Annotated in this window: 22 protein-coding genes; 14 read left to right on the top strand and 8 right to left on the bottom strand. The window is 71.2% G+C overall.

Translation table 11 applies throughout. The annotated features are described in order from the left end of the window. Positions 1-474: 474 nt before the first annotated feature. Positions 475-1,497, bottom strand: coding sequence for a YhgE/Pip domain-containing protein (locus ACFPZ3_RS31345; RefSeq protein WP_379517890.1), 1,023 nt, complete (start codon positions 1,495-1,497; stop codon positions 475-477). Positions 1,498-1,940: 443 nt separating this feature from the next. Further along, positions 1,941-3,344, bottom strand: a complete 1,404-nt coding sequence (locus ACFPZ3_RS31340; RefSeq protein WP_379517889.1) for an FAD/NAD(P)-binding protein — start codon at positions 3,342-3,344, stop codon at positions 1,941-1,943. 195 nt (positions 3,345-3,539) lie between these two features. On the opposite strand from ACFPZ3_RS31340, the gene ACFPZ3_RS31335 reads away from it, so the two are divergent. Next, positions 3,540-4,421, top strand: a complete 882-nt coding sequence (locus ACFPZ3_RS31335; protein ID WP_379517888.1) for an alpha/beta fold hydrolase — start codon at positions 3,540-3,542, stop codon at positions 4,419-4,421. 44 nt (positions 4,422-4,465) lie between these two features. Further along, positions 4,466-5,554, top strand: a complete 1,089-nt coding sequence (locus ACFPZ3_RS31330) for a helix-turn-helix transcriptional regulator (protein ID WP_379517887.1) — start codon at positions 4,466-4,468, stop codon at positions 5,552-5,554. Here the strand turns inward: ACFPZ3_RS31330 and ACFPZ3_RS31325 are convergent. Further along, positions 5,551-6,006 (bottom strand): hypothetical protein, encoded by a 456-nt coding sequence (locus tag ACFPZ3_RS31325; protein ID WP_379517886.1) that lies wholly within the window; start codon positions 6,004-6,006, stop codon positions 5,551-5,553. The genes ACFPZ3_RS31330 and ACFPZ3_RS31325 overlap by 4 nt on opposite strands. A 124-nt stretch (positions 6,007-6,130) precedes the next feature. Continuing rightward, positions 6,131-6,946: a PaaX family transcriptional regulator gene (locus ACFPZ3_RS31320; protein WP_379517885.1), complete on the bottom strand. Its 816-nt coding sequence runs from the start codon at positions 6,944-6,946 to the stop codon at positions 6,131-6,133. Between the two features lie 92 nt (positions 6,947-7,038). Here ACFPZ3_RS31320 and boxC point away from each other — a divergent pair, with 92 nt between their 5' ends. Genes boxC through ACFPZ3_RS31305 form a run of 3 tightly spaced genes read left to right on the top strand, consistent with a single transcriptional unit; the run spans position 7,039 to position 10,111 of the window. Continuing rightward, complete coding sequence (gene boxC / locus ACFPZ3_RS31315; RefSeq protein WP_379517884.1) at positions 7,039-8,682, top strand: 2,3-epoxybenzoyl-CoA dihydrolase; 1,644 nt, start codon at positions 7,039-7,041, stop codon at positions 8,680-8,682. Positions 8,683-8,698: 16 nt separating this feature from the next. Beyond that, a complete protein-coding gene (locus ACFPZ3_RS31310) occupies positions 8,699-9,559 on the top strand; it encodes an amidohydrolase family protein (protein ID WP_379517883.1) in 861 nt (286 codons plus the stop codon). A gap of 6 nt (positions 9,560-9,565) precedes the next feature. Continuing rightward, positions 9,566-10,111, top strand: a complete 546-nt coding sequence (locus tag ACFPZ3_RS31305) for a gamma carbonic anhydrase family protein (RefSeq protein ID WP_379517882.1) — start codon at positions 9,566-9,568, stop codon at positions 10,109-10,111. Positions 10,112-10,265: 154 nt separating this feature from the next. Here ACFPZ3_RS31305 and ACFPZ3_RS31300 read toward each other — a convergent pair whose 3' ends face one another. Continuing rightward, positions 10,266-10,664 (bottom strand): hypothetical protein, encoded by a 399-nt coding sequence (locus tag ACFPZ3_RS31300; protein WP_379517881.1) that lies wholly within the window; start codon positions 10,662-10,664, stop codon positions 10,266-10,268. Positions 10,665-10,883: 219 nt separating this feature from the next. Here ACFPZ3_RS31300 and ACFPZ3_RS31295 point away from each other — a divergent pair, with 219 nt between their 5' ends. Then, positions 10,884-11,843, top strand: coding sequence for a helix-turn-helix transcriptional regulator (locus ACFPZ3_RS31295; RefSeq protein ID WP_379517880.1), 960 nt, complete (start codon positions 10,884-10,886; stop codon positions 11,841-11,843). 175 nt (positions 11,844-12,018) lie between these two features. After that, positions 12,019-12,720 (top strand): response regulator transcription factor, encoded by a 702-nt coding sequence (locus ACFPZ3_RS31290; RefSeq protein ID WP_379517879.1) that lies wholly within the window; start codon positions 12,019-12,021, stop codon positions 12,718-12,720. Positions 12,721-12,809: 89 nt separating this feature from the next. Here ACFPZ3_RS31290 and ACFPZ3_RS31285 read toward each other — a convergent pair whose 3' ends face one another. Continuing rightward, on the bottom strand, positions 12,810-15,128 hold the full coding sequence (locus ACFPZ3_RS31285; RefSeq protein ID WP_379517878.1) for a hypothetical protein: 2,319 nt from the start codon (positions 15,126-15,128) through the stop codon (positions 12,810-12,812). A gap of 21 nt (positions 15,129-15,149) precedes the next feature. Next, the gene (locus ACFPZ3_RS31280; protein ID WP_379517877.1) at positions 15,150-16,226 is read right to left on the bottom strand and encodes a hypothetical protein; all 1,077 of its coding nucleotides are present in this window, start codon (positions 16,224-16,226) and stop codon (positions 15,150-15,152) included. A 149-nt stretch (positions 16,227-16,375) separates the two neighbouring features. On the opposite strand from ACFPZ3_RS31280, the gene ACFPZ3_RS31275 reads away from it, so the two are divergent. The 6 genes from ACFPZ3_RS31275 to ACFPZ3_RS31250 all read left to right on the top strand — a co-directional run bounded on the left by ACFPZ3_RS31275 (position 16,376) and on the right by ACFPZ3_RS31250 (position 22,551). Further along, entirely contained in the window at positions 16,376-17,896 is a 1,521-nt protein-coding gene (locus ACFPZ3_RS31275; protein ID WP_379517876.1) for a hypothetical protein, read from the top strand. Further along, positions 17,838-18,659 (top strand): hypothetical protein, encoded by an 822-nt coding sequence (locus ACFPZ3_RS31270; protein ID WP_379517875.1) that lies wholly within the window; start codon positions 17,838-17,840, stop codon positions 18,657-18,659. The genes ACFPZ3_RS31275 and ACFPZ3_RS31270 overlap by 59 nt, the downstream gene beginning before the upstream one ends. Positions 18,660-18,731: 72 nt before the next feature. Next, positions 18,732-20,015 (top strand): peptidoglycan-binding domain-containing protein, encoded by a 1,284-nt coding sequence (locus ACFPZ3_RS31265; protein WP_379517874.1) that lies wholly within the window; start codon positions 18,732-18,734, stop codon positions 20,013-20,015. Continuing rightward, positions 20,012-21,856: a hypothetical protein gene (locus ACFPZ3_RS31260; protein ID WP_379517873.1), complete on the top strand. Its 1,845-nt coding sequence runs from the start codon at positions 20,012-20,014 to the stop codon at positions 21,854-21,856. The genes ACFPZ3_RS31265 and ACFPZ3_RS31260 overlap by 4 nt, the downstream gene beginning before the upstream one ends. Before the next feature lie 2 nt (positions 21,857-21,858). After that, positions 21,859-22,188 (top strand): CU044_2847 family protein, encoded by a 330-nt coding sequence (locus ACFPZ3_RS31255; RefSeq protein ID WP_379517872.1) that lies wholly within the window; start codon positions 21,859-21,861, stop codon positions 22,186-22,188. A gap of 75 nt (positions 22,189-22,263) precedes the next feature. Continuing rightward, a complete protein-coding gene (locus tag ACFPZ3_RS31250; RefSeq protein WP_379517871.1) occupies positions 22,264-22,551 on the top strand; it encodes a hypothetical protein in 288 nt (95 codons plus the stop codon). 82 nt (positions 22,552-22,633) lie between these two features. On the opposite strand, the gene ACFPZ3_RS31245 is transcribed toward ACFPZ3_RS31250, so the two are convergent. Then, entirely contained in the window at positions 22,634-23,425 is a 792-nt protein-coding gene (locus tag ACFPZ3_RS31245) for a phosphotransferase family protein (RefSeq protein WP_379517870.1), read from the bottom strand. A 124-nt stretch (positions 23,426-23,549) separates the two neighbouring features. Here ACFPZ3_RS31245 and ACFPZ3_RS31240 point away from each other — a divergent pair, with 124 nt between their 5' ends. Beyond that, positions 23,550-24,698 (top strand): serine hydrolase domain-containing protein, encoded by a 1,149-nt coding sequence (locus ACFPZ3_RS31240; protein ID WP_379517869.1) that lies wholly within the window; start codon positions 23,550-23,552, stop codon positions 24,696-24,698. Positions 24,699-24,700: the final 2 nt, after the last annotated feature.

Here is a 24,700-nt window from a genome sequence, read left to right as displayed (position 1 = left end):
GCGGCACACAGACCACTCCCGGCATTGACCAGCGTGTAATTCCCGGTGGACGGGGCCGCCGAGGCGGCGGTGGCGAGCATGGCGACAATGCTGCCGCCTGCCACCAGGGCGGCGGTCAGCACGACCGCCAGTCTTGTTCTCTTGTGCACGTCCAGCTCCATTCGTGATTCAGGGCATGGGGAAGCGCTTCGTCGGGTGTCGATCGTGCCCGCGGCCGGGGCGGTGCCCGCCGGCGTGGCAGGGGACGTCGAAGAGGGCAGGGGTGGGTTGTCAGGGTCGTCAGCGAGCGCGTCGCTCTCTGCGCTTCCGGCACCAACCGGTTGCAGACACAGTGGCGTTACCTGGCGGAAACGTCAATGCATGTCGGCAAAACTGCAAACACCGCAGGGTGTTCTTCCTGGTTGCGTCGCTATTTCTGCAACAACCGATTGCAGGATTATCCGCAAAGCCGGATGAAAGTTTCATGCGGGGCACTCAGGCGGCCTCGGCGACCGTGGAGCGGCCTCCGGGGTGGCGCTCGCGCCAGATCAGGAAGACGACGCACGACACCAGCGCCCAGGTCGCCAGCACCAGGAACGGCATCAGCCGCTGATGGCTCCCGAAGTAGACCGCGGTGTGCTGGGCGTTGATCGAGGCTCCCGGCGGCAGCCAGCGTCCGATCTCGCCCAGGGGCGAGGGCAGCAGCGGCCAGGACACGGCCCCGCCCGACGACGGGTTGCCCAGCAGCACCATCAACCCCCAGGTGGGCAACATCGCCCAGCGCCGTACGAGGGTGTTGAACATGGTGAACACCATCCCGGAGGCGAACATGGTCAGCGCCAGGATGAACCAGGACTCCAGTAGCGGCAGGTCGAGCGCTCCGAGCCCCCAGTCCACGGCCGCCACGATGGACAGCCCGCCGAGCGCCGCGTACGCCGCGCTGAACGCGATGCGCTCCCACGGCGAGAGCGCGCCCGCGTTGACGCTGAGCTGGACGGCCCCGATGAACCCGATGACCACCGCGGCGAGCGTGATGTAGAACAGCGCCAGGCCGCGCGGATCGCCCCGCTGGAGCGGCTTCATGTCGCGCACCGTCAGGCGTACCCCGACGCGCGGGGCCACCCTCGGCGCAGCCTCGCTGAGCACCTGCGCCACCGACGCGCCCGAGGCACTCGACACCTCCAGCGTGACATCGGCCCCACGCACCACGAGCACCCCGAAGACCCGTTGTTCCTCGACCGCCTCGATGGCACGTTCCAGGGAGGGTTCGAACCGCAGGGCGAGCGAGGCGTTCAGCTCCTGCTCCATGCCGGCGGCGAACGCCCTGCCGCGTACGGTCTCGTGACTGACCCCGACCACCGCCACCGGGATGCGATGCGGGGTCGGGTTGGCCATGGCGTAGGTGTAGGACCCGGCGAAAAGCCCCGCCGCGGCCCCGAGGATCAGCACGATCACGGTCGCGGGGAAGAACGGCGACCCTTTGAAAGCCGCCCAGCGGTGGCTCATCCGGTCGTCCATGTTCACACGCTAGGCAACCGTTCACTGCCGCTCGCCCGCTGACACGCTTTTACGCGGTGAATATAACCGTCAAAGCCCGGCGAAATTCAGGAATATAGCATAGTTTGTCACGATTTATGTATTAACGTCGGAATTAGAGAGTGACTGACGGGGGAGGAGAATGATGACGGAAATACTGGGATTCGAGGAAGGCGGGGGCTGCGGCCGGCGCGGCTGGCGTAGCCGTCGTTGCCGCTGGCGTCGGCGCAGGCGCAGGCGCTGGTGGGGCGGCTGGGGTGGCCCCTGGGGAGGCGGGGGATGGTGGTAAATCGCACCCCGCCCAAAAGGCGGCGGGCCGCGGCGGTCTTCGCACAGCACGCGTGATTCACACCCGTTGGCTGTGCTGTGCGGAGCCGTCGCGTCCCGCTTTTTTCTTGGCCGGTGACGTGGAGAACAGCCGAAGATCACGACCCGGACGATAGAGCTGTCCTGAGCGCGCCGGCGGCGCGCGCGGCGACGCCCGGGATGCCGGAGGTGATGAACGGGCCGCCGCCGGCCAGGTCGCCCACCACGTGCAGGCGAGGGTCGGCCGGGACCAGCCCGCCCGACGGGTGCATAGTCGCCAGTCCGTCCGCGAGGAGCGAGGTGACCAGCGGTTCGGCCGCGTGGGGCACCGACTGGGGCGGTGGGTTCACGGCGTTGACGACGACGTCCGCCTTCAGATCACCGCCGTCGGCCCGTACCAGGAAGCCTGCCTCGATTTTGCGTGCGCTCGACACCACGGTGAGCTGCCCGGAGTCGAACAGCCGCAGCAGGATGGCGGCGTTCACCGGCACCATCGGCGAGGCGACGCTGGTGGCCAGGCGGAAGTGGCGGCGCAGCCGTTCGCGGTCGGGCTCGGGCAGCAACCGCCAGGCGTACGGGCCGATGGTGTGCGCGCTCTCCTGCAACACCCGTCGCCCGATCGAGGGGTCGCCGACGGCGGCCAGTTGCCGCCGCAACCGCTCCACGGGCTGTTCGGTGCCCGCCGCCAGCAGTTCCCTCGTGAAGTGCGCGAAGTCCTCACCCGCGTCGTCCAGTTCGGCGCGGAGCAGCGCGGCGAGGCCGTCGAGGGTGACGGCGCCCGCCTCCACCCGCTCGGCGGTCAGCCGCCGCGGCCGGTAGCCGAGGGGACGCTGCCAGACGTGCGGCAACATGCCACTGCGCGACACCAGCGCGATCCGCCCGTCGTGGCCGCGCGCGGCGAGCGACACGACCGCGTCCACGGCCGTCAGCCCACTGCCGATCACCGCGACCCCGGCCCCGCCGGGCACCCGATCGAGCGTGTCCGCCAGCGGATACGGATCACCCACGAACCCGGGCGCGCCGCCCAGACCGTAGTGGTCGGTCGGCGTCCCCCCGCCCACGCACACCATCACCTGGTCGGCCGCATGCTCGTGCCCGTCCTCGGTACGCAACCGGCAACCCCGGCCGGAGCGGGCCGCCGCGACGACCCGGGCGGCGACGACCCGGGTCCGCCACCCTCGCTCCCGGAGCTCCGCCAGGGCGGCCTCGGCCGTGTCCACCAGGTACTCGCCGTAGAGCGCGCGCGGCACCAGCGGCTGCCCCAGCAGGTCGTCCAGGTGTGCCTCGGCACGCTCAGGGCCCAGCCAGGAGGCGTAGTGCCCGAAATCCGCGTGGCGGATCGACATGATGGCGGGCGGGGCGTTGACCAGCACGCTGTCCAGATCAGGCCCGTACGGGCGGCCCCGCCACAGGTGCGGGGACGGCTCGAACACGGTGACCTCTCCCGCCTCCGCCCCGCTGACGGCCAGCGCGTCCAGCACGCCGACCGCGGCGGCGCCGGCTCCCACGATCGCGATACGCACCACGTTCCCCCTTGTTTCGTCTCAACGGTGGCTTCCGAGCCTCGCGGACATAGAAGCCGCGCTCCATACCGCGTTCGCGGCGGATCACTGAGGAACGAACCCTTCAAACGGGGGCTTGTGGGGCGCTACGGCATAACCATTCGGTCAACGGGGAGGGCTGTCGTTGCGGTATCCGATCGAACAGGGGGAAAGGTTTTGGAGTGGACGCTGGGCGAGCGATTCGAGACGCCTGACGGGGCGGTGCGCTGGGCGGTCATGGGTCGCGGCGACCCGGTCGTGCTCGTCCACGGCACCCCGTACTCGTCCTTCCTGTGGCGGGATGTCGCGCCGGCGCTCGCCTTGACCCGCAGGGTCTTCGTGTTCGACCATCTCGGATTCGGCCAGTCGGAGCAGAGCGAAGGCCAGGACCTCAGCCTGGCGGCTCATGCCAGGAACTTCAGCCGGCTCCTGGAGCACTGGGAGCTGTCCCGCCCGAGCGTGGTCGCCCACGACATCGGCGGCGCCGTCGCGTTGCGCGCCCTGCTGCTGGAAGGAGCGAGCTTCCGGGATCTCACCCTCTTCGACGCGGTGAGCGGCGGCCAGTGGGAGAGAGGGCTCTTCCAGCTCATCCTCAGCCAGGCGGAGGTCTTCCGGCAGCTTCCCGGTTACGCCCACGAGGCACTGGTGGCCAGCCACCTGCGCCACGCCACGCATGCCGGCTTCCGGCCGGGGGTCCTCGACACCTTCCTCGCGCCGTGGCGCGGCGCTCAGGGGCAGGCCGCGTTCTACCGCCAGTACAGCCAGATCCGGCAGGTGGACACGGCCGCGTACGAGCATCTGCTGGGCGAGATCTCCCTGCCTGTGCGCCTCATCTGGGGACGCGAGGATCGCATCCTTCCCCCGCGCTACGCCGAGTGGCTGCACGAGAGGATCCCGCACGCCGAGCTCCACTGGATCGAGGACGCCGGTCACCTCCTGCAGGAAGACGCCCCCGCGCGCCTGCTGGCCCACCTCACCGCGCCGCTCACCACATCAGCGTCGTCTGGAGACCCCCTCAAACGAGGGGTTGGCGAAGAGGGGCGTGACGAGGCAGGCTGACCTGCGGGTCCTGTTCGGGGAAGCCGGTACGGCAAGGAGGCTCGATGACCCGTCACGCCGAGGTCGTGTCGGCAGCCGAGCGGGCGGCCGACGCGCTCGACTTCTTCGGCCGCGCCTCGGCCAGGCTGCGGCGGCTGATGCCGTTCGACGCCGCCGTGTGGTCGGCGACCGACCCGGAGACGGGCCTGGTCACCGCGCCCATGCTGGTGGAGAACCTCGGCTCGCGCGAAGACTGCGCCGCCTACTGGGAGAGCGAACTCCTGGAGGAGAACGTCCTGCCGTTCCGTGACCTCGCCCGCGCCGCCGTGCCCGTGGCCGGTCTGCGCGCGGCCACCGGCGACCTGCCCGCGCGCAGCGCCCGCTTCCGCCGCCTGCTCGGCGGCCAGGGCGTGCACGACGAACTGCGGGCGGTGTTGCGGATCGGCGGCCGGCCGTGGGGCTCGGTGAGCCTGTTCCGCATGCGGGGCGGCCCCGCGTTCGGCGCGGCGGAGATCGCGTTGCTCGCCGACCTGTCAGGGCCGCTCGCCGACCGGCTGCGCCGCTTCGCCACGCCGTACGAGTCCGCCGGCGAACACGACGCCTCCGCCCCCGGCCTGCTGCTCTTCGACGAGCACGGGGAGGCCACGTCGATCAACGAAGAGGCCCGGCGCTATCTGGCGTCGCTGCCGGACGGGCCGTCCAAGCCGTCGGCGCTCGGGCTGAGCCTGCCCATCTGGCTGATCGGCACGGCCCTGCAGGCGCGCGCCATCGCCCAGGGCCGCGATCGCGGCAGCGCCCGGATCCGCATCAGAACCCTCGACGGGCGGTGGCTGACCTGCCGCGCCTCCTGCCTGAGCGGCCCAGGGGGACGGCCTGGCCCGATCGTGCTCGTCATCGAGCCCGCCGCCCCCGCCGACCTGGCGCTGATCGTCGCCCAGGCGTACGGTCTGACGCCGCGCGAGTTCGAGATCGCCCGGCTCGTGGCACGAGGTCTGCCCACCGCCGAGATCGCCGCGGCCCTGTTCATCTCCCCGCACACCGTCCGCGGCCATCTCAAGGCCGTCTTCGGCAAGGCGGGCATCTCCAGCCGCGGCGAACTCGTCGCCCGTCTGTTCACCGAACAGGTTCGCACGTCCGGTGCGACCCGGGGTTAGGGGATCTTGTACTCCTGCGCGGAGCCGCAGTAGCTGATCCCGACGGGCGAGTTGCTGTACCGGCACACCTGCACGACCACCCGGTCGATGATCCGCACCCCCGTGGAGTCGGACAGCGAGAAGGCGAACTTGATCTGCTCGTCATCCGCCTTGTACGTCTCCGAATCCACCAGATCCTTGCCGCGGTAGGCGCTGAACGAGGCCGTGGAGTACATTTCGTCGGGGTTGCAGACGGTCGGTCGGGCCGAGTCGGAGAGTAATCCTTCGACGTTGACGAGCGGCCGGACGACCGGCCCGTCGTACCTTTCGAGTGTGCCTTCAGTGATCCCGCGGCGGCACGAGTCGCCCGAGTCCGCGGAGAAGTCCACGGGCACGGCGGCCATGGCGGGGGTGGCGGCCAGCAGTCCGGTGGCGAGCAGGGCACTCATCGTCAAACCGGCGAGCAGACGCACGATGTCACCTTCCGTTGTGGATGTGGAGATCCCATCGTGGACAGCGTTTTCCCGCCTGCCTGTGCCCACGGTTACAGCTCCGCGAGATCGCCCGGAGCTCCAGGGGCGTCGGCGCGGGAAGCGCCTAATGGCGCATGGCCGCCGCCTCGTCCATCCGATCCCACTCGGCCTGCGCGCGCCGGTGCCACCGGTCGTGCAGGTCGTGGAAGACGGCCGCCGCGCGAGATCCCGGCCAGTCGTGGTCGAGCAGCTCGGCCGGCAGGTCGGGGTCGAGGAACGGGAAGTGCCGCCACTCCTGGATCAGCAGCACCTGGTTGACGAACGCCTCCCGGTCGGAGGCGACCGTCCGGCCCGCGAAATCCTCGATGAAGCGGAGATAGCGTTTCTCCACGTCGTCGAGGTCCCACGCGGCGTTGATCAGCTTGGCGGTGTCGCCGATCTGGGCGGAGGGGCCGCTCCACGCGTAGGCGCGGTCGGTGAGGTCGAGCTCCCGGATGACCTCGCGGACGGCGGCCTCCTTGGAGGCGTCGGGGATCACCCAGAGGGCGGGAGAGGGGGAGCCGAGGCCGAGCCAGGTGAGCTTGGTGCGCAGCCGGTGCCGCAGCCGCCGCTGGGTCTCCGGCACGCCCGCGGTCAGGACCAGCCAGCGGCCGTCCCAGGCGTGCGGGCGGCGCATGAAGCCGTAGATGCGCTCGGTGCCCTCACGCAGCAGCCGGTCCCCGGCCTCGGTCAGGTTCCAGCGCACTTTGCGGCCGTGCCGTGCCGACTCCATCAGGCCCTCGGCGGCGGCGCGCGAGAGCGCCTGCCGCGCGGACTTCTCCTCGATGCCGAGGGCGCCGAGCGCGTCGATCAGGGCGCCCGTCCAGGCCTCGCCCTCGCGGGGGAGCATGAACTCGCCGAGCACCGTCAGCAGCAGCGAACGGGCGCTCCCGATGGCCACGTCTGCTCTCCCGTCGTTCTACAAAGACTTGACGCTACATCGTGAATACGTAGAGCATTGTAGCGGAACCCCTTCGTTCAACGGAGCACCCATTGACCGTCACCTTCGCGACCTCGCCGGATCGTTACCGTCACTGGACGCTCGAAGTGGACGGGGCGGTGGCCACCGTCACGCTGCGCGTGGACGAGCACGGCGGCCTCGTCCCCGGCTACGAGCTCAAGATGAACTCCTACGACCTCGGCGTGGACATCGAGCTGTACGACCTCGTACAGCGGCTGCGCTTCGAACACCCCGAGGTCGGGGCGGTCGTGCTGACCGGCGGCCTGGACCGGATGTTCTGCGCCGGGGCCAACATCCGCATGCTGGCCCAGTCCACGCACGCCTGGAAGGTGAACTTCTGCAAGTTCACCAACGAGACCCGCAACGGCATGGAGGACGCCACCGAGCACTCCGGCCAGACCTGGATCGCCGCGCTCAACGGCTCCGCCGCGGGCGGCGGCTACGAGCTGGCGCTGGCCTGCGACCAGATCGTCCTGGTCGACGACGGCTCCTCGGCCGTCTCGCTGCCCGAGGTGCCGCTGCTCGGCGTGCTGCCCGGCACCGGCGGCCTGACCCGCGTGGTCGACAAGCGGCACGTGCGCAGGGATCGCGCCGACGTGTTCGCGACCAGGGCCGAGGGCTTCCGTGGCCGCGCGGCCGTCGAGTGGGGCCTGGTCGACGCCGCCGTGCCCCGCAACGCCATGAACGCGGAGGTCGCCAGGCGCGCCGAGGAGGCGGCGGCGGCCTCAGGGCGGCCCGCCTCAGGAGCGGGCGTCGTCCTGACCCCGCTCGACCGCAAGGACGAGGGGGACGTCATCACCTACCCCTACCTCTCCGCACGCATCGACCGGCCGCGGCACCGCGTCGAGATCACCGTGTCCGGCCCGCACGACGCCCCGCCGCCCGACCCCGCCGCCCAGGGCGCCGGCTACTGGCCGCTGGCCGTGACCCGCGCCCTGGACGACCTCATCCTCCACCTGCGGACCAACGAACCGGACCTCGGCATCTGGGTCCTGCGCGCCGCGGGCGAGCACGATCGGGTGCTGGCCTACGACGCCCAGTCGCGCGAGCCCGGCTGGTTCCTCAACGAGGTGCGCCACTACTACAAGCGCACGCTCAAACGCCTCGACGTCACCAGCCGCAGCCTCATCGCCGTCATCGAGCCCGGCAGCGCCTTCGCCGGGCTGCTGGCCGAGCTCGCCCTGGCCGCCGACCGGCAGTACATGCTGGAAGGTGTGTACGAGGACCGCGACGACGACGCCACCCCCGCCACCATCGTCCTCACCCCCTCCAACGACGGCCACTTCCCGATGGGCAACGGCCTGTCCCGTCTCCAGTCGCGCTTCTGGGGCAACGACGCCGATCTGGACGCCGTCCTGGCCCGTCAGGGAGCGCCGCTGGACGCCGTGGCCGCGCTGGAGCTCGGCCTGGTCACCATGGCCCTGGACGACATCGACTTCGAGGAGGAGCTGCGGATCGCGTTCGAGGAGCGTGCCTCGTTGTCGCCAGACGCGCTGACCGGCATGGAGGCCAACCACCGCTTCGCCGGCCCGGAGACGCTGGAGACGAAGATCTTCGGTAGGCTCACCGCGTGGCAGAACTGGATCTTCGTCCGCCCCAACGCGTCCGGCCCCGACGGCGCCCTGCGCCGCTACGGCACCGGCCGCAAGGGCGACTTCGATCTCGGGCGGGTGTGACCGCCGTGGGCCGGGCATGATCGACGGGATCCCGCTCATCGACGCGCACGTGCACGTGCCGGTGCTCGGCACGCTCAAGCCCGCCTGGCTCGGATGGGCGCGCGACTTCGGCGCGGACGGCGTACTGGAGGACATCTGGGACGTCGGCGGCCGGCCGCGCCCGGACCGGCTGGACGAGCACTTCGCCGCCCAGGGCGTGGACGTGGCGCTGCTGTTCTGCGAGTACAGCCCCAAGGCGACCGGCACACAGACGTTCGAGGACCTGCTGCCGATCGTCGAGCACAACCCGGCCCGCTTCCGCCCGGTCGCCAACGTCAACCCGCACCTGCACTTCCCGATCGCCGACGAGGTGCGCCGCCAGCTCGGCCTCGGGGCCGCCGCGCTCAAGCTGCACCCCGTGCACGGCGGGTTCCGCTGCGACGACCGTGCCCTCTACCCCGCCTACCACGTGCTGGAGGAGCGCGGTGTGCCGCTGGTCGTGCACTGCGGCACCAGCTCCTTCCCCGGCTCGGCCAACGAGAACGCCGACCCGGCCTACCTCGTCCCGGTCATCCGCGACTTCCCCGGCCTCGACGTGGTGCTCGCGCACGGCGGGCGCGGCTGGTGGTACGACGCCGCCGCCTTCCTGGCCCTGTCCAACGACACCGTCTGGCTGGAGCTGTCCGGCCTGCCGCCCAAGCGGCTGCCCGAGTACTACGCCCGCTACGACCTGACCCGCCTGGCCCGCAAGTGGATCTTCGGCACCGACTGGCCCGGCGTGCCCGGCGTCGCGCTCAACGCCCGCGCCGTGGCCGGGCTGCTCCCCGACGACGTGGCCGCGGCCGTGCTCGGAGGGAACGCGGCGAAGGTGTATGCCGGCCTGCGAGCGGGGGAGTGATCCCATATGCCCATCTACGCCCTCGGTGACCTGACGCCCAGCATCCACCCGGACGCCTACGTCCACCCCGACGCCGTCGTCATCGGCGCCGTCACGCTCGGGGCCGAGTCGTCGGTCTGGCCGGGCGCCGTGCTCCGGGGCGATTTCGGGCGCATCGAGATCGGCGAGCGCACCTCCGTCCAGGACGGCACGGTCGTGCACACCACCGAGCGCTGGCCCACCGTGGTCGGGGCCGACTGCGTGGTCGGGCACAACGCCCACCTCGAAGGCTGCACGGTGGAGGAGCACTGCCTCATCGGGTCCGGCTCGGTGGTGCTCAACCGCGCCGTGGTGCGCGCGGGGTCGGTGGTCGGCGCCCAGGCCCTCGTGCCGGAGGGGCTGGAGGTGCCGCCCGGTCATCTGGCCGTCGGCGTGCCCGCCCACTCCCGGCCGATGGAGGGCGGCGCGCTGCGCGAGTGGGTCGGCTCCGCCGTGGACGAGTACCGCGGCAACGCCAAGCGCTACCGCCAGGAGTTGCGCAGGCTCGACCTACCTCACCCGGGCGGCTCGTAAATCGCCGAACGGGGTGAGGTATTCCGCGCTGGCCCGGCTGTCCCTGGACCTGTCGGACTGGAACACCCCGGGCATCCTGTTCGGCAGGACCTGCTGGGGCTGCCCAACCAGTTCGACCTGCTCAGCCCGTACTGGCCGGGGCGGCCCCAGCGGATCAGACGGGGCAGTTCGACATCTTCTTGGTGATGACGACCTTGTCCGGGTTGGAGTAGCCGACCTTCTTCTTCCCGCTGGTCTTGCCGTTGACCCCGACGCACTTCCAGAAGAAGTTGTGGTTCTCCTTCACGAACTTCAGCTCGATCCACCGCTTCTGGTTGCAGTGGTTGTTGAAGTACACGGTCGTGGAGACGTTGCCGTCGCCCCAGGAGACATTGATCTTCTTCCCCTTCGGCGAGGTGCACGAAGCGGACGCCCGGTGCGCGGACAACGTCCAGGCTTCGGTGGACTGCGCTGAGATGGACTGCGCTGAGGCGTTGGCAGCGGACGGGACGGTCAGCATCGCGAAGGCGGCGCCGACGCCGGCGATCGCGGGGACGATCTTCGAGTACTTCATGATCCTCTTTCCCTGTCTCGACGAACGCCCCGGATCGCACCGGGGCTCACTCACCACGCTGGCCGACGGCCCCGGCCAACACCAAGGGATCTTTGTCCTGCGTCCGTCCAGCAACCTTTGGACAATTCCAACGCCCAGGTCAGGAGGGGGAGAGCCGACCCAGAGGCGCGGCCAGTGAAGAGGTCAGGATGTGTCCTCTTCCTGCGGCAAGATGGGATCATGCCGAAGACCTCAGCGCGACTGCTGGCGTTGCTCTCGTTGCTCCAGGTGCGCCGGGACTGGCCGGGCGCGCTGCTGGCCGAGCGACTGGAGATCAGCCCGCGCACCGTGCGCCGCGACGTCGACCGCCTGCGCGAACTCGGCTATCCCATCGTGACCTTCAAGGGTCCCGACGGCGGATACCGGCTGGAGGCCGGCACGGAGCTGCCGCCGTTGTTGTTCGACGACGAGCAGGCCGTCGCCCTGGCCGTCGCGCTCCAGATCGCGACGACCACCCGCGCCGGCATCGAGGAGGCCGCGGCCCGCGCGCTGAACACCATCCGGCAGGTCATGCCCGCCCGGCTGCGCCACCGCATCGACACCCTCCAGGTCACCGCCGTCGACCGGCCAGGGCCGGACCCGCAGGTGGACAGCGGGGTGCTCATGGCGCTCAGCGCCGCCGTCCACGCCCGCGAGGTGCTGCGCTTCGACTACGGGGAGCAGGTCCCGCCGCGCCGGGCGCAGCCCCACCACCTCATCACCTGGGGCGGGCGCTGGTACCTGGTCGCCTGGGACCTCGACCGCGAGGACTGGCGTACGTTCCGCGCCGACCGGATCACTCCGCGCACCCCCACGGGGCCCCGCTTCATCCCGCGCGAGCTGCCGGACGGCGACGTGGCCGCCTTCGTGACCAGCAGGTTCCTGGGCTCCGACGGCTCGGGCGACTGGCCCTGCCGCGGCGAGGTGATCCTCGACCTGCCCGCCGCCGCCGTGTCCCGCTACACCCGTGACGGCGTCGTGGAGGAGCTCGGCCCAGACCGATGCAGGCTCGTCCTGGGCTCGTGGTCCTGGCCGGGCCTGGCCGCCGCCATCGGCAGGTTCGACGCCGACATCGAGGTCGTCGGCCCGGCCGAGCTCAAGGACGCCTTCGCCCGCCTGGCCCGCCGCTACGCCGCCGCCGCCGGCTCAGCGGGCGCGTAGCCGCCCCGGCCGTCGGCGCGCTGCCTCGTTCCTGATCGTGTACGCCTGCCGGCGAGTAATCGCGAAGAGCCGGCAGCCGAGGTTTCCACCTGACGGGGAGGGCTCCCCCGGGAGAGTGAGGCCGTGTGGCGGGACGTCGGCTAACGTCGGTCGTCGGAGGAAGGAAGGAGGGCACATGGCGCATCCAGGCGACCCCGCCACCGTGATCCGCGTCGTCCTGGCCGATGACGAGCGGCTGATCCGTTCTGGGTGGGCGACGATGCTCTCCGTCCACGACGACATCGAGGTCGTGGGGGAGGCGGCCGACGGCCGCGAGGCCGTCGCGGCGGGCGCCGGCGCGGACGTCGTGCTCATGGACATCCGCATGCCCCGCCTCGACGGGCTGGCCGCGACCCAGGAGCTCGCCCGCCGCTCCCCGGCGACGCGGGTCATCGTGGTCACGACGTTCGAGAACGACCACCTGGTCTGGGGCGCGCTGCGCGCCGGCGCCGCCGGTTACGTGCTCAAACGCGCGCCCGCGCGCGAGCTGGTGGACGCCGTCCGGCTGGTGCACTCCCGCGACGCGGTGCTCTTCCCCGACGCGCTGCGCCGCATCGCCGCTCCGCATCACGGCACGTCGAAGCTGCCGGTCGAGCTGACCCCGCGCGAGCTGGAGGTGCTGCGGCACATCGCGCTCGGCCAGAACAACGCGGAGATCGCCGCGGCGCTGTACGTGTCGAAGGAGACGGTCAAGACGCACGTCCGCAACGTCCTGGACAAGCTCGGCGCCCGCGACCGGACCCAGGCGGCGGTCCTCGCCTACGAGCTCGGACTGGTCTTCGCCGGCGCCGAAGAGCACCCGGTGATGACGACCAAGGACTTTCGGCCCTGCCGCTGATGACCTTCGTCCCGCCGAACGGCCTTTCCCCGGCACCTAGCGTGGATCTCGGCCCGCCGATCCCGGCGGTCTCACGTGCTCGCAGGGGGTCACCATGTTGTCCGCGGGAGCAGGGCGTCGATCTCGTCCCACATGGTCCGGTCATGCCAGTAACCGCTGTGGGAGCCGATCTGAGGCAGGGCGTCGCCGTAGCGGAACCAGCAGGTCGGCGGGTCCGGTAGCAGGCGGTCCACGTCCCTGAGGCCGGGGGCGGCGGGGGAGCCGCCGATGTAGTCGGTGAGGTAGTAGAAGTTCTTCCAGGTGGTGACGTGGCCGTCGGAGAGCAGGGCCTGGGCCAGCTCGTCGGTGAAGTAGGCGGGAAAGTTTCGGCCGTACAACGTGCGCAGAGGCGAGCCGAAGGTGACCAGGACCACCCGCAGGTCGGGTGGCCACACCGCCGCCGACTGCGCGAGGGCGGCGGTGGCCAGGATCGTGCCCTGGCTGTGGCCCGCGAGAAGGATGCGCGCGTCGTTGTCGTGCAGGAACCAGACGCGGCGCTGGAGCTCGGGAACGGCGCGCTCGGCGTACGACGGCGGCGCGAGCGGGTGGAAGCCGCGCGGCCAGAAGGTGCCGACATCCCACAGGACGCCCACGGTCCGCCGGGTGGTGGAGTCCTTCCAGCCGGCGCGGACCACCATGAGGACCACGATGGGCAGCAGGGTCGTGAGCGCGGTGGCGAGGTCGGCCAGCTCCGAGGAGACCCGCTCGGCCCCGTTCGCCCTGATGCCCCATCCGGGCCGGAAGAGCAGCAGCAGACCGACGCCGATCATGCCCGTGAGCAGCAGGTCCAGGGTGAGCGGAACGACGGCGAGCCGTCTCGCCCTGGCCACCCGGGTGGCCCACCGCTGCATCGCGGGTGTGCTCCAGCGGGGATCTCCGTCGACCGTGGTCGCCAGCCAGGGGTCCGTGGAGGTGGACCGGTCCCGTCCGGCGGCGGAGTACTCCTCCCGCACCGAGTTGTCCGCCCGCCCCGCCCGCCACCACAGGAACGCCTGCACGCAGGCGAACAGCACGATCGCCGCCAGGGGTTCCAGGAACAGGTAGGCGGCCAGGTCCCCGAACACCGGGAGGACCGCGATGACGGGCTCGGCGCCGCGCGAGGGCGAGGAGGCGTACCGGACCTCTCCCATGGCGGCGGCCACCCGGATGAGCAGGCCGATGAGCACGGCGTTGGCCAGTGCGGCCGCGAGGACGAGCACCATGAACGGCGCGCCCCACCTGAACGCCTTCCTGCCCGGCTCACCGCGGAAGAAGGAGGCCGCGACCAGGCACGCGAGCACCAGCAGCAGCGTGGCGGCGAGCCCGCCGTACATCCAGGTCATCGCCGGCCGCAGCCCGGGCAACTCATGCGGTCCGGTGACCTGCGCGGCGCCGGGGCGGGGTTGCAGCCAGGCGAACAGCGCGGCGAGCGCCAGCGCCAGCAGCGCCCCGCCCAGGAGCGTGCGGCCGAACACGTGAGCCGCGGCGTTCACCCGCTCGGGAACGACCGCGGCGACCGCGCCGGCCAGCACCGCCGCCGCCACCCCCGCAGGCCACCACCAGGCCAGGACCGCGCCCTGCCCGGAGAGCGAGGAGCGCGTGGCATAGGCGATGAGCACGGCCAGCAGGGCGAGACCCGCCGCGAGGTGGGTCCGGCCGAGCTCACGGGTGTAAGGGGAGGTGTTCCAGAAGTCGGGATCGCGCAGGCCGCCCTCCAGGCCGGCGGCGCTCCTGGGACAGGGCTCGCGCGGATCGGGCGCGCCAGGCGGGCGGACCTGCTCGTAGCGGAGCTGCGACCGGTACGACAGCCCCGCCAGCATCCCGATGGCCAGCAGCGGCACCAGCGCCCCGACCAGGAGACGCCGCCCCGGATACGGCGCGACGGCGGCCATCCGCAACGGGTTCGGCCACCACGAGGCGACGCAGGCCCGGTTGCCGCCGCACTGGTAGGCGACGTAGTCCATGGCGATCACGCTCACCAGGAAGAGCACGTTCAGGGTGAGGGCGAGCGCCGCCATCCGCGCCGCGATCCGGAACACTCTGAACAGCCGGGGCGCCCGACGGATCGCCAGCGGCCACATCCACCCCGCGAGGTTCGCCAGCGCGAAGGGCAGCAGGAGCAGCCACAACACGCGGGTCCCGCTCCTGGAGGTCAGCCCGCCCCAGGAGTAGCCCTCGACATGACGCCCCCGGGTGTCGGCGGTGCGGTAGAAGCCCGAGATGCCGTCGCCCCAGACCTGCTGCGGTGCCAGGTCGGCGAGCAGGTTCTGCGGCGTGGACCCGCCGACGCCGTGCACGCGCAGCTCGGTGAGGCCGGCGAGGTCCACCGGCGGCGGCGTCGTGCCGGCAGGCCGGTTCCGCGTCACCGCGCCGAATATCGGAAGCGCCATGGCAACTCCGCCTCTGGATGGTCAGGCCGGGTCCGCGCTGACCGCGTTCTGCGTGGACTGCCTCGCGCCGCGGACCCGGCCGAGCACGATCCTGGCCTGCTGGTCGACGAGACGGGTGAACACCTGCTGCGCGTACCCGAACAGCACCGCCCAGGCCAGGATCTGCGCGGAGGAGTCGAGGGCGCTCAGACCGGGCACGAACTGCCCGCTCATCAGCAGCAGCCCGACGAAGGCGGTCAGCGCCCCGAACGGCAGCTTGAACAGCGCGAGCGCGACCGGCAGGCCGACCGGCCCCGACCTGGCCCGCATGCCCTGCACACCGGCCGCGGCGGCGACGGCCGCGGCCACCACGCCCAGGATCTCCACCAGCAGCACGTCCTGCGGACGGGTGGTGGCGGCGATGGCCTCCCCCAGGCGCACCGGGTCGATTTTGGACTCCGCCATCGGGCAGACCAGCCACGTGTCCTGGGCCCGCTGAGGCGTGAAGCACAAGGGGATCATGTCCTTGGCGGCGAGCCCCAGAAGCGCGATCCCCACGGCGATGACCGTCAGGCAGAACGTGCCCACGATGAGCACGTTCCTGAACCGCCGCACTCCCATGTGCTCCCTGCCCGCCTCAGAACTGGCCGCCCGCACCAGCGTGACCAGCTGCGTGCGAGCCGTGTCCGTGCAGGCCTCTTCACCCTTCGCGACCAGGTCGGTGCGGAGTTGATCAAGACCCTGAAGACGGGGATCGCCCTCCGGGAGGTGGCGGGTGATGTGCGTGATCAGGCTGGGGAGCTGCCCGAGGAGGAAGTAGTCAGGGGCCATCCGCAGCAGGTTCGCCTCGGCGGCGTCGCAGTTGCTGTTGGCGGCCTCGAAGAGCGCGCCGGTGAAGGACCTGAAGGAGTTGCGGTCGTAGGCGACGGCCTCCCTCGCCCGCCTGAGGTGCTCGCAGCTCGCCTGGTTGATGTCGGCCAGCGACTCCTTTACCGGCGACTGTTCGTAGGTCCAGCGGGTCAGCACCTCCAGCTCGCGGATCCGGGTCAGCGCTCCTTCGCGCCACGACGTCCGCAGCAGGCTCGGGTCGAGCCCTACCTGCTTCCGCTCGGTTGCCACATCGCGCCCCTCCCCTGGTGACGGTGCGGTTACCGTACGTCGGCGGCGGGTGAAAGGGGCACCGGGAGCCACTCAGGGAAATCCCTAGGGCTCGTGCCCGCTCGGAGTTACCATCGGGGCCACCAGGCGGGCTGGGAGTGGGTGACGGGATGACCCGGTTCGGCGCGCGGCTCATCGAGCTCGGCGGCAAGCGGGCGGCCGAGCTGTCGTTCGTGCTCAATGACCACGACCGCCACCCGCGCAAGGTCGTCCTGGTGGCGGAGCGGGAACTGCGCGGGTTCGCGCCCCTGCCGTTCACCTGGCGCTACCTCAACGAGACCGCAGAACGCCCCTATCCCGTGCTGACGGTGGTCGCCGCGCCGGGTGTCAGCGTGCTGCTGGAGAACTTCCCGCCCGGGGGGATCGTGGGGATGGCGGGCATCCCCGACCTCAACGTCTACCGGGTGCAGGACCCGGCGGTGCTGCCCAGGCTGGCCACGGATCCCTCCTCGTTCGCCCTGGTGGGCAGTACGGAGGTGGCCGAGCGGGAGTTTCCCCCGGAGGGCGCGTCGGGGCTCAGCCTGCCGCGGCTCGACCTGGACCGGCACTTCAAGGTGGACCGGCTGCCCAGCAGCGTCGTCATCACCCACTTCGGGAGCGGCGACCAGTGGACCATCAAGGTGCCGCAGTTCACCAACGCGCCGCCGGGGGCCGAGCGCCTCGACGCGCGGGCGCGGTACGCGTACGAGATCGACCTCGGCGGCGCGCCCGGCGACTCCGCGAAGCCGCTCCTGAAGATCGTCAAGACGCCGGCCGTCACGTTGACGGTCGACGACACCGACACCGTGTGGAGCCTGTTCGGCAGGAACGTGCGGCCGGGGTTCGGGCTGGTGTACTGGCAGGTGTGGGAGGTCGACGACATCGACGACGTCCCCGCGCTGGGGGCGCCGATCGTCCCGGGTGATCGGTGGCGTCCGGTGACCAGGGTCGCGCGCGGGCCGGCGTCGGTGCGGCGGGGCGTGTCGCTGGAGGAGGTCATCTTCGACGTCGGGATCGGCGCCATCCCGGTCGTCGGCGATATCGTCGATCTGGCCGAGCTGGCGCTGGGCCTCGTCACCGGCAAGGACAAATGGGGTAACAAGCTCTCCACGGGCGACCTGGCGATCTTGGGGATCGGGCTGCTCCTGCCGTTCGTCGGGTCGGCGGCGCTGCGCCGGGGGCGGCAGCTCCTGCGGCGCTTCGGGCAGCACGCCCTGGAGGCGGGCGAGCTGGCCGAACGGCTCCGCCGCGCGGGTGTGAGCGCCCAGGACGCCGAGCTGATCCAGGCGATGGAGGCGGCCATCAGGGCGGGCCGCGTACCACCGGGAGGGGCGTGGACCCGCGCGGCGGAGATCCTCGGCCGCGTCCCGGGAGCGCAGCCCCCCCACCGTGGACGTCCTGCTCAACCTGGAACGCACCGGCTTCGCCCACGCCGAGCTGCAGGAGTCCTACCGCGCGTACGCCGCCGCGCAGGGGAAGGCGGGCCGGGCCGCCGCAGACCCCGGCGAGTGGGCGCGCCGGGTCACCACCGGCCGCCCCCGCCGCGTCCTGGAGGCGCTGCTCGGGCCCGGCTACGCCAGGCGCGCCGCGGGCGTGGACGCCCCGCCGATCAACCTCGTCGACATCCCCCGCCCCGCCGGCTACACCGATGAGGTGCTGGCCGCCCAGCGCGAGTTCGCGCTCGCCAACGGCGGCAAGCTCGGCGAACGCCTGGACGTGCTGTTCGACGCGCCGGTCGACGCCGGCGCCGAGGCGCTCGGCCTGGTGCGCCGCAACGTCAACGCGGGCCATTTCCGCATCTTCAAGGGCAACCTGGCCGAGGTGTTCGCCCATCCCGTCCAGCTCGACATCCTGCGCGGGATCGCGGCGCGGGAGCCCGGCGCGAAGCTGGTGAGCGGCGTGCGGATGCGGCTGGTGGAGAACGGCAAGCTGTCGAGCTCCCGGCTGTTCTCCGACAACATCGTGCTGGTCGAGCGGCAGGGGCGCGTCGAGGTGCTGGCCGTGTGCGAGGTCAAGGCCGGCTTCAAGGGCGGGCAGGAGGCGACCGAGCAGATCTTCGAGTGGATCGAGGGCCGCATCACCGACGGCAGCCAGCTCGTGATCCCGCGCGGCAGCCGCTTCATCGACGAGCTGGGGAACGTGACGGCGGCCGAGCGGGAGATCGTGCTGACCTGGCGGCCCGGACGGCGCGACGTGCCGGCCGTCACCGGCCTGGCCGGCGCCGAACGGCACCTCATCACCGCCCGCGGCGCCTCACACCTGGGCGCGAACTCGGCCATGGGAGTGGCGCCCAACGTCACCTCCCATGTGCTGCCGATCAGCTCGGCTGAGCTGGACTACCTCGCCGGCACGCTGCTGGGCCGGATCACCCGCACTCCCAGACCCCCGGCGCTCCCGGTTGACGCGCTCAGGTGACGCTGCTTGTGTGTGGGGAAACAAGCGCACCCCTGGGGGCCGGGGATGGTGAGCTCAAATCTGTTCAGATTCGTGTCCGTACGCCCTCCCCAGACGGAGGACCCCGACGAGCGCACGCGACTGGAGAACCGCGCCGCCGGCGACGCGTTCGCGGCGGAGGTCGAGGCGCGGCGCGAGGCGGACGACCTGACCCTGGAACGGGCCCGCGTCGTGGTGGCCGAAGAGGTGCTCGCGTCGCCGTCCTACTTCGCCGTGCACGAGGACTGGCAGCCGCTCCGTCGCGCGCGCGCCGCCTTCGCCGGACTGCTCGCCGCGGGTGCTGCGGGCGCCGGCAGGGAGAAGGTCGTCGAGGACGCGGAGAAGGCGCTGCGAACCGCGCTCGGCGAGGCCGTCGAGCTGGGGGAGTGGCTCGGGGGAGCGGAGTACGCGGAGCTGAAGGCCGTGCTCTGGCGCAGCGTGTACGCCAACGCCCTGGTCTCCTCCCGGCCCCACGACCGTACCGAGCTGGTCGAGTGGACCAAGACGTTCGCGCTGCTGGAGGCCGCCGCCGACGACCCCGCCGCGCTGCGCAGAGCCGAGGCGGAACGCCGCATCCTGCGCCTGGTCAGGCCACCGATGCGCGGGCACGACGTCAGGCTCGCGCAGCGGCTGCTGGTCCGCCACGGCTTCGGCCCGCTCCAGGCCGACGGGGTGTACGGCCCGCGCACGGCCGCCGCCACCCGCCGCTTCCAGGAGGCGGCGGGGATCAACGCGGACGGCGTGGTCGGGACGCGTACGTGGAGCCTGCTGCTCGGCGACGACGCGCTCAAGAACATCGCCGAGACCCTGCTCCAGGCCCGTTTCCACATGCCCGGGCAACTGTTCGCCACCCCGCCGCCCGGACAGGAGCCCGTCCCCCCGCCCGTCGATCCGAACCTGGCCCGCATCAGGGAGCTGCAGGCGTACCTGGCCAAGCTGAGGACCGCCCGCGAGCAGCTCGACCGGCTCTACCGCGGCAAGCTCGCGACCGTGCGCAGGCCGACGCCGCCGGGACCGCTGGAGGAACCTCCACCCGCAGAAGAGGGGCCGCCGCGGGCGAGCGGCGGCACCGACCCCGACCGCCTGCCCTGGCGGATGACAGAGAACGACCTGGGCGAACGCGCCGAGCTGCGCGAACAGCTCGGCGTGCTCGGCCTGCCGGTGGACGGCACCTACGTGCACGAGGTGGCAGAACGGCTCGACGTGGCCGCCGCTGCGGGGCTGAGCGAGTTGTCGGAGCTCATGAGCGAGGACGACATCAGGGGAGTCGGCCCGCTGTTCGCCCGGATCCGGCGCGTTCGTGTGCTCAGCGCCCCGACCGAGGAGGAGCCCGGGTGAAACCGCTCATCAAGCCCATCGGGGTGGGCGACCTGAAGGTCACCAAACAGCGCCTCATCCGCTACGCGCCCGGCGAGGTGGCGCACATCGAGAACGTGCTCGCCCGGGAGAAGCGCTCCCGCGAGCACCGCCGCCTGCGCCGGCAGGAGGAGACGCTGACGTTCGAGCGGGAACGCGAGGAGGAGAGCCGCCGCGACCTGCAGAGCACCGAACGGTTCGAGCTGCAGAGCGAGACCCAGCGCACCCTGCGGTCGGAGACCACGTTCGAGGCCGGGATCGAACTGTCGGCATCGTACGGCCCCGTCTCCTTAGGAGCGTTCGCCCGGTTCGCGACGAACGAGGCCAAGGAGGAATCGGACACCGCCTCCACCAAGTACGCCAAGGAGATCACCGAGAAGTCCCTGTCCCGGCTGGCCGAACGCGTACGCGAGGAACGGGTCTCCCGCACGGTCGAGGAGACCGAGGAGACCAACACCCACGGCTTCGACAACACCGACAGCCCCGACCACGTCACCGGCGTCTACCGGTGGGTGGACAAGTTCTACCGGCAGAAGGTCGTCAACTACGGCAAACGGCTGATGTTCGAGTTCGTGGTGCCGGAGCCGGCCGCCTTCTACCTGTTCGCCCAGCGCTACCACTTCGACAACAAGGTGCTGCCGGACAAGCCGCAGGCGCCCGCCCTCCCCGACACGACGATCCCGCTGCACCCGTCGGCGATCACCCGTACCAACTACCTCGGCCTGGTCAAGCTGCAGGGCGCGCAGGGCGTCGAGCCCCCGCCGGTGGAGCGGCTCGTCGTCTCCAAGCCACTGTCCAGGGAGATCCCGCCCGGCGGCGCCCACTTCGCCTTCACCAACGAGGACCTGGTCATCCCCAAGGGGTACGTGGTGGAGTCGGGCTTCTACCGCGTCGCCTACACCTGGAACACCGGCGACGCCGACGAGCGCAGCGGCACCCTGCTGGTCGGCAACGATCTCATCGACATCGGCGTGTACCCGAGCCTCGCGCTCAGCGGCGAGTCCGGCAAGGTGCCCATCAGCGGCACCGGCTTCGGCCTGCGCACGTTCGCGATCAACGTCCAGGCGGTGTGCGTGCTGCTCGCCGAGGAGTTCGCGCGCTGGCAACTGTCGGTGTTCACCGCGGTCATGAACGCCTACCAGCAGCGGCTGCTGGACTACGAGGAACGGCTCGCCGCCCTGCAGATCCAGCAGGCCGGGCGGATCGGCGGCACCAACCCGGCGATCAACCGCGAGATCGAGAAGGAGGAGCTCAAGCACGCGTGCCTGATCCTCTGGGCAGGCGACGCCCTCGACCTCCCGTCCGCGATCACGCACAACCCGCAGGCCCCGCCGCCCGGCAACCATCCGGCGATCCGCAGGCTCCCCGCCATCGCGAACGCCGAGAGCATCGAGTTCTTCGAGCAGGCCTTCGAGTGGAGCAACGTCGTCTACGAGCTGTACCCGTACTTCTGGGGCAGGAAGGACACCTGGCTCGACCGCAACGCGCTGCAGAGCGAGGACCCGCTGCTGGAGCGCTTCCTCAAGGCGGGCGCCGCCCGCGTGGTCGTCCCGGTACGCCCGAGCTTCACCGAGGCCGTGCTGTGGTACCAGATCACCGGGCAGATCTGGAGCGGCGGCGCGATCCCGGCGCTCTCCTCGACGGGCGATCCCGACGCCGTGCTGTTCAACAGCTATCTGGAGGAGATGCGGGACGTGGAGGACGTCGTCGAACTCGACGCCGAGATCGACATCCCCGAGGACGACCCGGCCGCCTGGACGATCAAGGTGCCCACGACGCTGGTGTGGCTGCAACCCGAGCCGGGTCTGCCGGAGTTGGAGTAGACGTGGCCACCTACCGCGAACTGTCCGACGTGCCCGGAGGGCTGCGGATCGAGGTCGAGGCCGCGGCCGAGAGCGCAGGGGCCAGCACCAGCCTGGCCGCGGTGTTCGACGCGGTCGGCGCCATCGCGGCGCAGGCGGCCCAGCGCATCGGGCAGATCCCGGCCGAGCAGCGGCCGGGCGAGCTGACGGTCGAGTTCGGGATCCGGGCGCTGGGCGGCGGCGACCTGGCGATCGGCCTCGACCCCGAGGTGGCCAACTTCCGGGTGACGATCGGGTGGCGTCAGGACACGGCGACGCCCGCCGTGCCCGCGCCGCCGGAGTTCGGGCTCTGAGGTCTGTCCCGGCGGTGGAACGGGATGGCACGCCCATCGTGTGAAGGCCCACCGGTCGAACCACGAGGAGATCCCATGAAGTCCTTCACGAAGAAGCTGATGGTCGCGCTGGCCGCGGCGACGCTGGCCGGTTCCGCCGCCGCGCTGCCCGCCTCCGCCATGAGCGGCGCGCTGTTCAACGGGTTCGCCAACGACCTCGACGAGAACGTCGCGCTCACCGACGCCGAGAGCGCCGCCAGGCAGAACGCGCTGGATCACGGGTTCACGTTCTGCGACCTGTTCGAGTCGACGACCTCACAGAACGCGAAGACGCACGTGTTCTTCGCGATCGTCACGGTCCGCTGCCAGGACGTGAGCCTTTAGGACGGCTCAGGAGAGCGGCGGCACCCTGCGCAGAGGAGGGCGGCGGCACCCTGCGCACACCCAGGAGCCGTCGCCGTTCGCCTCAGCGGGGTCTGAGCCTGCCGGCTATGTCCAGCCAGACAGTGACGTCGGAGTCGGTGAAGTGCCGGATGGCCCAGTCCACCATGCGCAGGCTCATGTGCGCCCAGCAGACGAGCGCCACGGCGCCGGGGACGTCCACGTGCAGGGCGGGGGCGCGATGGGCCAGGTCGAAGCGGAGGGTGAACAGGTCGAAATCCGCGTCGCCGCGGGTGGCGCCGTCCCAGTCGATCACGCCGGTGACGTTCCCCGCCTCGTCCACCAGCACGTTCTCCGGGTGGAAGTCGGTGTGGACCAGATCGTCGCCCTCAAGGGTGTCAGGGAACGCGCGGCCGATCTCCTCCACCTGGTCGAGCAGGTGACGCGTCCGGGCGTCGTAGGTGCGCAGCGAGCCGTGCAGGCAGAAGCCCGGCCCGTCCTCGCGCAGATGGAGCCGGAGCGCCGGCAGGTCCGGGCGCCCCGCGAGCACGCCGCGGCACCGCCGGTTGATCTCGATCATGGACTGTACGGTCCGCGCCGTGGGGACGCGCGCGGTGGTGCCGGGAAGCAGCTGCTGGACGACTGTCGACGCATGCACCAGTTCGTACTCCGGCGCGGGGACGCCCGCCGCCCTGGCCACCGACAGCAGGTGACTCACGTCGGGGCCACGGGTCAGCACCGATCGGTGGCCGTCGGGCCAGCGGACATACGCGGCGCCTACCTGGCCGCCGGGGCAGGGCCCCTCGTAGACAAGGGGCAGGGGCAGGTCGTTGAGGGATCGCTGGATGTCCAGCTTGGGCACGGGAGACAACGTCACAGGGTCGTCCTATCGTCGAACGGCCGTCCCTGCCAACATCCCCCGCGAGGTAGGGCTGGCCCTACCTCAGAGACTGCTGTGTCCAGGATCGAGGCGACCCCACGGGACTCAATAGCGTTATCGCATGATCACTTCACGTTCCCGCCGGTGGACCGGCGCTTCCGTCCTCGCTCTCGCCGTCGCCGGCACTGTGCTCGCCGCTCCGGCCGCCCAGGCGGCGTCGGGTCTGGACCCCATCGTCCGGCTCACCCTGGGCGAGCTGGTGATCAAGGACGGGTTCCCGGCCGCGCAGGCGTCGGTGCGGGACCGCGATGGACGGACGAACGACTTCGCCGCCGGTGTCGCCGACCTGAAGACCGGGAAGAAGGCGCCGGCCGACGGGTACGTGCGCATCGGCAGCAACACCAAGACCTTCACCTCCGTTACCGTCCTGCAACTGGTCGGCGAGGGCAAGATCAAGCTGGACGAGCCGGTCGAGACGTACCTGCCCGGTCTGCTGCGCGGGCAGGGCATCGACGGGCGGCGCATCACCGTACGGCAGCTCCTGCAGCACACCAGCGGCCTGCCCGAGTACACCGACGTGCTGCTGGGCAAGGGTTTCCTCCCCATCCAGCACACCTCCTACAAGCCCGGCGACCTGCTGAACATGGCGCTGAAGAAGAAGGCGCAGTTCGCCCCCGGCGCCAAGTGGCAGTACACCAACACCAACTACATCGTGGTCGGCCTGCTCATCGAGAAGGTCACCGGCCACCCGGCCGCCGAGGAGATCACCAACCGCACGATCAACCGGATCGGCCTGCGTCACACCTCTTTCCCGAAGGCCGGTGACGAGAGCGTCCCCAATCCCCACGCCAACGGCTACCACCGCGACGACCCGGCCAAGCCGATGACCGACGTCACCACGCTCAACCCGTCCCAGGCGTGGACCGCCGGGCAGATGATCTCCACCCCCGGCGACCTCAACCGCTTCTTCACCGCGCTCCTCGACGGCAAGCTGCTCAAGCCGCAGCAGCTCAAGCAGATGCGGACCACCGTCGACGCCCCCGGGTTCGGGCCCGGCAGCCGGTACGGCCTCGGCCTGAGCAGCATCAAGCTGACCTGCGGCGGCACCGCCTGGGGGCACAGCGGCTCCATCCCCGGCTACAACACCGTCAACGCGGTCACCGAGGACGGACGCGCCGCCGCCATCGCCGTCAGCACCCTGCCCACCACGCCGGCCGCCGTCGAGCACCTCCAGACGGCGCTCGACAGGGCCCTGTGCACGCGCTTCTGACG

The sequence above is a fragment of the Nonomuraea insulae genome, assembly GCF_042656245.1.
Note: the sequence above shows the minus strand (reverse complement) of the source record. Positions and strands in the feature narration are given on the sequence as shown.

What these genes read in the sequence shown, in the direction of transcription:
- ACFPZ3_RS31345 (WP_379517890.1), bottom strand. Translation starts at nt 1,497, where the DNA reads ATGGACGACCGGATGAGCCACCGCTGGGCGGCTTTCAAAGGGTCGCCG.
- ACFPZ3_RS31330 (WP_379517887.1), top strand. Translation starts at nt 4,466, where the DNA reads ATGACCCGTCACGCCGAGGTCGTGTCGGCAGCCGAGCGGGCGGCCGAC.
- ACFPZ3_RS31310 (WP_379517883.1), top strand. Translation starts at nt 8,699, where the DNA reads ATGATCGACGGGATCCCGCTCATCGACGCGCACGTGCACGTGCCGGTG.
- ACFPZ3_RS31305 (WP_379517882.1), top strand. Translation starts at nt 9,566, where the DNA reads ATGCCCATCTACGCCCTCGGTGACCTGACGCCCAGCATCCACCCGGAC.
- ACFPZ3_RS31300 (WP_379517881.1), bottom strand. Translation starts at nt 10,664, where the DNA reads ATGAAGTACTCGAAGATCGTCCCCGCGATCGCCGGCGTCGGCGCCGCC.
- ACFPZ3_RS31295 (WP_379517880.1), top strand. Translation starts at nt 10,884, where the DNA reads ATGCCGAAGACCTCAGCGCGACTGCTGGCGTTGCTCTCGTTGCTCCAG.
- ACFPZ3_RS31290 (WP_379517879.1), top strand. Translation starts at nt 12,019, where the DNA reads ATGGCGCATCCAGGCGACCCCGCCACCGTGATCCGCGTCGTCCTGGCC.
- ACFPZ3_RS31285 (WP_379517878.1), bottom strand. Translation starts at nt 15,128, where the DNA reads ATGGCGCTTCCGATATTCGGCGCGGTGACGCGGAACCGGCCTGCCGGC.
- ACFPZ3_RS31275 (WP_379517876.1), top strand. Translation starts at nt 16,376, where the DNA reads ATGACCCGGTTCGGCGCGCGGCTCATCGAGCTCGGCGGCAAGCGGGCG.
- ACFPZ3_RS31250 (WP_379517871.1), top strand. Translation starts at nt 22,264, where the DNA reads ATGAAGTCCTTCACGAAGAAGCTGATGGTCGCGCTGGCCGCGGCGACG.
- ACFPZ3_RS31240 (WP_379517869.1), top strand. Translation starts at nt 23,550, where the DNA reads ATGATCACTTCACGTTCCCGCCGGTGGACCGGCGCTTCCGTCCTCGCT.